Source organism: Streptomyces sp. NPDC002092, from assembly GCF_053593775.1.
The window spans coordinates 47,030-53,578 of record NZ_JBSFDG010000034.1 but is presented as its reverse complement, the minus strand read 5'-3'; the positions used below and the strand labels follow the sequence as shown (position 1 = coordinate 53,578).

General features: G+C 70.4%; 6 protein-coding genes. All 6 read right to left on the bottom strand.

Going from position 1 to position 6,549, the window contains the following annotated elements:
- Positions 1-62 precede the first annotated feature (62 nt).
- The 6 genes from ACWCRD_RS43045 to ACWCRD_RS43020 all read right to left on the bottom strand — a co-directional run bounded on the left by ACWCRD_RS43045 (position 63) and on the right by ACWCRD_RS43020 (position 6,542).
- Entirely contained in the window at positions 63-500 is a 438-nt protein-coding gene (locus ACWCRD_RS43045) for an RbsD/FucU domain-containing protein (protein ID WP_344399416.1), read from the bottom strand.
- The gene (locus tag ACWCRD_RS43040; protein WP_450971127.1) at positions 491-1,411 is read right to left on the bottom strand and encodes an amidohydrolase family protein; all 921 of its coding nucleotides are present in this window, start codon (positions 1,409-1,411) and stop codon (positions 491-493) included. Before ACWCRD_RS43040 ends, ACWCRD_RS43045 begins: the two co-directional genes overlap by 10 nt.
- Complete coding sequence (locus tag ACWCRD_RS43035; RefSeq protein WP_450971126.1) at positions 1,404-2,738, bottom strand: L-fuconate dehydratase; 1,335 nt, start codon at positions 2,736-2,738, stop codon at positions 1,404-1,406. The genes ACWCRD_RS43040 and ACWCRD_RS43035 overlap by 8 nt, the downstream gene beginning before the upstream one ends.
- A 96-nt stretch (positions 2,739-2,834) precedes the next feature.
- The gene (locus tag ACWCRD_RS43030; protein ID WP_450971125.1) at positions 2,835-3,878 is read right to left on the bottom strand and encodes an ABC transporter permease; all 1,044 of its coding nucleotides are present in this window, start codon (positions 3,876-3,878) and stop codon (positions 2,835-2,837) included.
- A complete protein-coding gene (locus tag ACWCRD_RS43025; protein ID WP_450971124.1) occupies positions 3,871-5,433 on the bottom strand; it encodes a sugar ABC transporter ATP-binding protein in 1,563 nt (520 codons plus the stop codon). The genes ACWCRD_RS43030 and ACWCRD_RS43025 overlap by 8 nt, the downstream gene beginning before the upstream one ends.
- Before the next feature lie 44 nt (positions 5,434-5,477).
- Complete coding sequence (locus ACWCRD_RS43020; protein ID WP_450971123.1) at positions 5,478-6,542, bottom strand: sugar ABC transporter substrate-binding protein; 1,065 nt, start codon at positions 6,540-6,542, stop codon at positions 5,478-5,480.
- Positions 6,543-6,549: the final 7 nt, after the last annotated feature.

The following is a 6,549-nucleotide window of genomic DNA, read 5'->3' as shown; positions in this document are numbered from 1 at the left end:
AGGCACGCTGTGAGCGGGCGCCGTGTCCAGGGTGCGGGCGGAGGTGTAGCGGACGGCGAGTGTCATCGTGTCGTCAGGGTCCCTTCAGCGCGGACGCCGATGGTCAGCAGCAGGTTGGCGTAGGTGCGGGTGTCGGCGGTGACGATCGCCAGTGCCAGGTCGGGTGAGCGGGCGGCGTCGTAGAACTCGAAGCGGCCGAGCGTGTCGACCGGGAGGGGCGCCAGCTTCGAGCGGTACTCGGCGATGGCGGGCGGCTCCGGTTCGCCCTCGGGCGGCACCATCACGTGGGCCGCCTCGACGGGCAGGGCACGCAGCAGGACGTCGAGCACGGTGGTGACGTCGAGCAGGCCGGGGGCGAGGTTGAGGTGGACGGTTCTGGCGCGTTCGCCGGTGGCGGTGCTCGCCGGGTAGTGGCCGTCCGCGAGCAGCACGCGGGCGCCGTGGCCGGCTCCGGCCAGGGATTCGAGGATGCCGGGGTGCAGCAGTTCGGTCAGGAGCACGGCGTCCCCGCCTTCATCGGAGTAGGGGTAGGGGTAGGGGTAGGACTCAGGTGGTAGAAGGCGGTCGCGGTGTCGGCGAGCACCGCCTGGGTCTCCGTGCCGGAACAGTCGTTCAGGAGTACCTCGACGGTGGCGGCCCAGCGGTTCCAGCCGCCGGCCAGGACGCAGACGGGCCAGTCGGAGCCGAACATCAGCCGGTCGGGACCGAAGGCGGAGAGCAGGACGTCCCACACCGGGCGGATGTCCTCGACGGTCCACTTCTCGTGGTCGGCTTCCGTGACCAGACCCGACACCTTGCAGTGGACCTGGGGATGCCGGGCCAGCGCCCTCAACTGCTGTTCCCAACGGGCCAGTTCGCGCTGCGCGATGGGCGGCTTCCCGGCGTGGTCCAGGACGAGGGGCAGCTCCGGCAGCCGTTCCGCGAGGCGGATCGCCTGCGGGAGCTGGTGGCTGCGGACCAGCACGTCGTATCCGAGCCCGCGTTCTGCGACCGCCCGCAACCCCCGCTCGACGTCCGGCCGTTGGAGCCACTGTGGATCGGACTCCCCCTGCACGACGTGCCGTACGGCCCGCAGGTACCGGCCCCCGGAACCGGTCCGCAGGTCGTCGAGTATGTCGCCTATCGCGGGGGACGTCAGGTCCGCCCAGCCGACCACGGCGCCGATCAGCGGGTCGCCGTCGGCCAGGGCGAGGAGGTCGCGGGTCTCGGGCACGGAGGCGATGCACTGGACGACCACCGTGCTCGTCAGCCGCCGTCCGGCGATCGGCCGGGTCGCGGCCGATCGCAGGGCGTGCGAACTGAAGTTGCGGCGGATCGGCTCGTGACCGGGCTCGTCCAGCCAGGGCTGCGGCCTGAGGCGCAGGTCCCACACGTGGTGGTGGGCGTCGACGAGGGCCCGGGCGTCAGACACGAGCGGTCCAGACGGGGCCGTCGGGGTAGGCGTACTCCTTGAGGGACTCGGCGTGCATCTGCGCGCTCAGCCCCGGCAGCGTGGGCGCCAGGTAGTGGCCGTCGGCGATGCGCACCGGGTCGACGAAGTGCTCGTGCAGGTGGTCGACGTACTCGACGACGCGGTCCTCGGTGGTGCCGGAGACGGCGACGTAGTCGAACATCGACAGGTGCTGCACCATCTCGCACAGGCCCACGCCGCCCGCGTGCGGGCAGACGGGCACGCCGAACTTGGCGGCGAGCAGCAGGATCGCGATGTTCTCGCCCACGCCGCCGACCCGGGCGGAATCGATCTGCACGATGTCCACCGCGCCGGCCTGCAGGAGCTGCTTGAAGACGACCCGGTTGGCGATGTGCTCACCGGTGGCGACCTTGATGGGGGTGAGCGCCTTGCGGACGGCGGCGTGGCCGAGGATGTCGTCCGGCGAGGTGGGTTCCTCGATCCAGTACGGGTCGTACGGGGCCAGGGCCCGCATCCAGTCGATGGCGGGCTGGACGTCCCATCTCTGGTTGGCGTCGACGGCGACGCGGATGTCCGGGCCGACGGTCTCGCGGGCGACGCGCATGCGCCGTATGTCGTCTTCAAGGTCCGCGCCGACCTTCAGCTTGATCTGGGTGAAGCCGTCGGCGACGGCCTCGCGGGCCAGGCGGGCCAGCTTCTCGTCGGAGTAGCCGAGCCAGCCGGGGGTGGTGGTGTAGGCGGGGTAGCCCCTCTCGAGCAGGTGGCTGATGCGCTGTGCGCGGCCGGGTTCGGCGCGGCGCAGGATCTCCAGGGCCTCCTCGGGGGTGAGCGCGTCGGAGAGCCAGCGGAAGTCGACCTGCGCGACCAGTTCCTCCGGCGTCATTTCGCCGAGGAAGCGCCACACGGGCTTGCCGGCGCGCTTGGCGGCCAGATCCCAGGCGGCGTTGACGACCGCGCCGGTGGCCATGTGGATGGCGCCCTTCTCCGGGCCCAGCCAGCGCAGCTGGGGGTCGTGGACGAGGGAGCGGGAGAACGCGCCGAGGTCGCCGCAGACCTCCTCGACCGACAGGCCGACCACATGCGGGGCGAGGGCCGCGATGGCGGCGGCCTGCACGTCGTTGCCACGGCCGGTGGTGAAGGCCAGTGCGTGGCCCTCCAGACCGTCCGAGGCGTCGGTGCGCAGGACGACGTAGGCGGCGGAGTAGTCGGGTTCGGGGTTCATCGCGTCCGACCCGTCCAGATGCTCGGACGTCGGGAAACGCACGTCCAGCACGTCCAGGGCGGTGATACGGGCAGAGGCCGGGGAAGCGGACGGGGCGGATGACATGGCGGCAACTCCTGTGAGAGCAGGGGCGATACGGCCCCTTGCGACGAGATGGCGGTGGGGGCGGAGGGTGCCGGGCGGCCGGGACGGCCGCCCGGTTCACTCCTGGACCTTGCCGCCGGTGATGCGTGATATCGCCAGGGCGACCAGGATGATCAGGCCGTTGAGCGCTCCGATCCACTGCGCGGGGACACCCGCCAGCGTGAGCACGTTCTGGATCATGAAGAGCAGCAGGATGCCGCAGAAGGCCCCGAACATGGTGCCCTTGCCGCCGTTGAGGCTGATCCCGCCGATGACGGCGGCGGCGAACACGGTGAAGATGTATCCGTTGCCCTGCGCGGAGGCGACCGAGGCCAGGCGTCCGGAGAGCATCAGCCCGGCGAGGGCGGCGAGCAGGCTGCCGGTGACGATGACGATCCACAGCACCCGGTCGGTGCGGATACCGGCGGCCTTCGCCGCGTCGACGTTGCCGCCGATGGCGTAGAGGGAGCGGCCGAAGCTGGTCCAGCCGAGCACCACGATCGCGACGGCGAACAGCGCCAGGCAGACCCAGATGGAGGCGGGCATCCCGAACCATTCGGTGGTGCCGAGGTAGAGCATCGACGGCGGCAGCTGGAAGAAGGTCTGGCCGCCGGAGATGCCGGTCAGGACACCGCGCAGCACGATCAGCATGCCGAGGGTGACGATGAAGCCGTTGAGGCCGAAGCGGATGATCAGCAGGGCGTTGATCACGCCGATCAGCAGACCGGTGGCGAGCGTGACGGGGATGGCCCAGGCGCCGGGGAGGAGGCCCAGTCCGTGGCCCGCGCCGGCCGGTACGACCAGCCAGGCCGCGACGCCGGGTGCGAGGCCCATCGTGGACTCGAGCGACAGGTCCATCTTCTTGACGATCAGGATCATCGTCTGGGCGAGGACCAGCAGAGCCATCTCGGACATGGTCTGCAGGACGTTGATGAGGTTGTCGGCCTGCAGGAAGACCGGGTTGACGATCTGTCCGACGATCGCGATGACGACGATGGCCGGGACGAGCGCGAGGTCGCGCAGCCGGGCCAGCGGTATCCGGCCGCCGAGCAGCGCGGTCCGCTTCGCCGCGGGCTCGGGGGTGCCCGCCGCGGCGGTGTCCGCGAGGACGGTTTCAGGCATGGAGGTCCACTCCTTCCATCGCGGCCACGAGGTCGTGGTCGTGCCAGCCGCGGGCGATCTCTGAGGTCACTCGGCCCTGGAACATCACCAGGACCCGGTCGCACATGCGCAGGTCGTCCAGTTCGTCGGAGGCGATGAGCACTCCGGTGCCGGTCTGCGCGGTCTCCTCGACCTTGCCGAGGAGGAATTCCTTGGAGCGCACGTCCACGCCCGCGGTCGGGTTGATCAGGACCAGCAGCCGGGGGTCGTCGGCCAGGGCACGGGCCATGACGACCTTCTGCTGGTTGCCGCCGGAGAGCGCGGAGACGGGCAGGTCGGGGCCGGGAGTCTTGATCGCCAGCTTCTCGATCATGCCCTCGGCGAGCCGGTCCCGGCGGCTGCGGCTCAGGAACCCGTTCGCACCGAGCCGCTTCGGCACGGACAGCGTGGCGTTGTCCGCGATCGACATGTCGGGCACGAAGCCCTGATGGTGGCGGTCCTGGGGGACGAACCCCGCGCCTGCGGCGAGCGCCGCGGGCACGCTGCCGGGCCGTGGCCGCTTCCCTGCGATCTCCACCTCCCCCGCCGCTGCCGCCCGCAGTCCTACGACGGTCTCGGCGACCTCGGTACGTCCGCTGCCGGCGGCCCCCGCGAGGCCGACGATCTCGCCGGCCCCGATCCGGAAGCTGACGTCGTCGTACCCCTCGCCCTGCAGCGCGCGGACGTTCAGTGCGGCCTTGGCGCCGGCGTCGAGGGTGGCGGCCCGTTCCGCGCGCCGGTCGGCGGCCGCCTCGCCGGTCATGGCGGCGACGAGCTCGGCGCGGGGCAGGTCCGCGACGGGGGCGGTGACGATGTGCCGGGCGTCGCGGAACACGGTCACCATGTCGCAGATCTCGTAGACCTCCTGGAGGTGGTGGCTGATGAACAGGAAGGTGACGCCCTGGCGTTGCAGGTCGCGGATGCGGTCGAAGAGGCGGTTGATGGCCGCCCCGTCGAGCTGGGCGGTCGGTTCGTCGAGGATGATGAACCGGGCCCCGAAGGACAGCGCGCGGGCGATCTCGACGAACTGCCGCTGCTCGACGCTCAGTTCGGCGGCCGGGCTCTGCGGGTCGACGTCCACCGACCAGGCCGACAGGAGCTCCTGTGCACGGCGGCGGGTGGCCTGCCAGCTGATGAGACGGCTCGATCCGTGGTCGTGCCGGTTCAGGAAGAGGTTCTCGGCGACGGTCAGCGTGGGGATGATCGTCGACTTCTGGTAGACGCAGGCCACGCGCCGGCGCCAGGCGTCACGGTCGCCGAGCTTGGGGGCCGGTTCGCCGCCGAAGGTCACCGTTCCCTCGTCGGGGGCCTGAAGGCCGGTGAGGACCGACACCAGGGTCGATTTGCCGGCTCCGTTGCGGCCGACGAGCGCATGGGTCTCGCCGGGCCTGATGGTGATCCGGGCGCCGTTCAGGGCCACCGTCGGACCGAATCGTTTGACGATGCCCGTCGCCTCGACGACGGGCGGGGCTGCGGGGGCCCGCCCGTCGTCCGCCGGGGCGGGCGCGGGGGTCACTGCTCGCTCCCCGTCGCTCATCTCAACCGCCTTGTTCTCGTGGGCCGTTGTGTTCCGGGGGAGGATCAGCCGAGGTTGTTGCCCCACAGCGACTTGTCGTCGCTCTTGACGCTGGGCACGCCGCCGTAGGTGGCGCCGTCGGCGGTGACGAGCGGGGCGGAGAGCTGGTCCTCGAGCACGCCGTCGCGGACCTTGATGATGGTGCTGTCGTGGTCGGTCTTGCCGGGCTGGAACGTCTTCCCGTCGATCGCGGCCTTCAGGTAGTACAGGGCGTACTTGGCGTACAGGTCGGCCGGCTGGGAGACGGTGGCGTCGATCTTGCCCTCGGCGATGGACTTGAGCTCCTCGGGGATGCCGTCGTTGGACACGATGAAGACGTGCTTCTTGTCCTTCGGGTCCACCAACAAGCCCTTCTGCTTGAGCACCTGGAGCGTGCCGGCCAGGGCGAAGCTGGACTCCATGTAGACGCCCTTGACGTCCGGGTTGGCGGTCAGGTCGGTCTGGAGCTTCTGCGCGGCGACCGCGCCGTCCCAGTTGGTGGCCTCACCGAGCACCTTGATACCGGGGTAGTTCTTCTTCATGCAGTCGTTGAACGCCTCGGTGCGGTCACGGCCGTTGATGGAGTCCAGGCCGCCCTCCAGCATGACGACCTTGCCCTTGCCGCCCAGCCTGGTGCCCAGGTACTGGCAGGCCTTCTCGCCGTAGGCGCGGTTGTCGGCGCGCACGACCATGAACACCTTGCCGCTGTCGGGGCGGGTGTCGACGGTGACGACGGGGATCTTCTTCGCCTCGAGCTGCGCGAGGGTGGGCGCGATGGCGGCGGTGTCCTGCGGGGCCATCGCGATGCCCTTGACGCCCTGGCTGATGAAGGTCTGCGCGTTGGCGGTGAGCTTGGCGACGTCGTTCTGCGAGTTGGTGGTCTTCAGGTCCAGCCCCAGCTCCTTGCCGTACTGGGGCGTGTACTTGATGTAGGAGTTCCAGAAGTCGGTGTCGGAGCGCGGGTAGTCGACGCCGACCAGCGGCTTGCCGCCCGACGACGCCGAGGTGGTGGAGCCGCTGCTGCACGCGCTGAGCAGAGCCAGTGCGGACACGGCGGAGACGGCTGAACAGAGGGCGGTTCTGAGTCTCATCGATGCT